The following is a 765-nucleotide window of genomic DNA, read 5'->3' on the forward strand; positions in this document are numbered from 1 at the left end:
TGGCGACCTCGTGTCGCACTGGGGTTTCTTCCCAGCGAATCATCAGTTACTTGCATCGATGGTGTCTGTGGTGGGTGAGAACAGTAGCACACTGGTTATACCAGGACTTGCTTTTATGGTTTTTGGACTCATGCTGGGATGAGCATGTGGCGGCTTACGCCGCCGAGCTACTTCATCGACATGATGTCAATTCAGTCAAATCTGAAACACTTGGTGATGATTATCTGGCGTCATCTGGTTTTCAAGTTGCGATTTGAGATCGATAAAATCGTTTGTTCTTACTTTACATAATGCCGTCATGGCATCCAAATCGACGCAAACCGCAGATACCCGAAGGCCGGCCTCACGCACCCCAGACCGACAGCGCCACAGTGCGCCTTTATATATTGCAAAATCAACCGACAACTTAGAATCACCACTAAACCAATTTTCATTCTTCTCAGTAGTCCAATTATAGAATTGTTTCGATGATTTTGGCTGTGAGGTAAACTTCGGCACCGGATAAAATGGCTCATTAGAGCAGTATTCATTAACAACGTGCATAGGTAGTTGTTTTTGTGCACCACCAACATCTTCTCGCCACTGCTTATCAATGGCCGCCCAATTTTTAACCCCTGGAGCATTTATTGAATCCACTTGTGCTTGCAGCTCTTTGATGAGGGTATTATTGAAATCAAAATGCTTTTCCGTGATTGTTTTCCCATTCAGCTTATAAGTGACTCCGTATGTGTTCACTTTGTTGTACTGAGCAATCAATCGTGTCAA

1 pseudogene is annotated in these 765 nt (G+C 44.3%); it reads right to left on the reverse strand.

The features are described from left to right. Positions 1-195: 195 nt before the first annotated feature. A pseudogene (locus tag OK13_RS13675) lies at positions 196-765 on the reverse strand (F-box protein); the annotation flags it as partial.

It is taken from the genome of Legionella norrlandica (genome assembly GCF_000770585.1).
Lineage (GTDB): Bacteria > Pseudomonadota > Gammaproteobacteria > Legionellales > Legionellaceae > Legionella > Legionella norrlandica.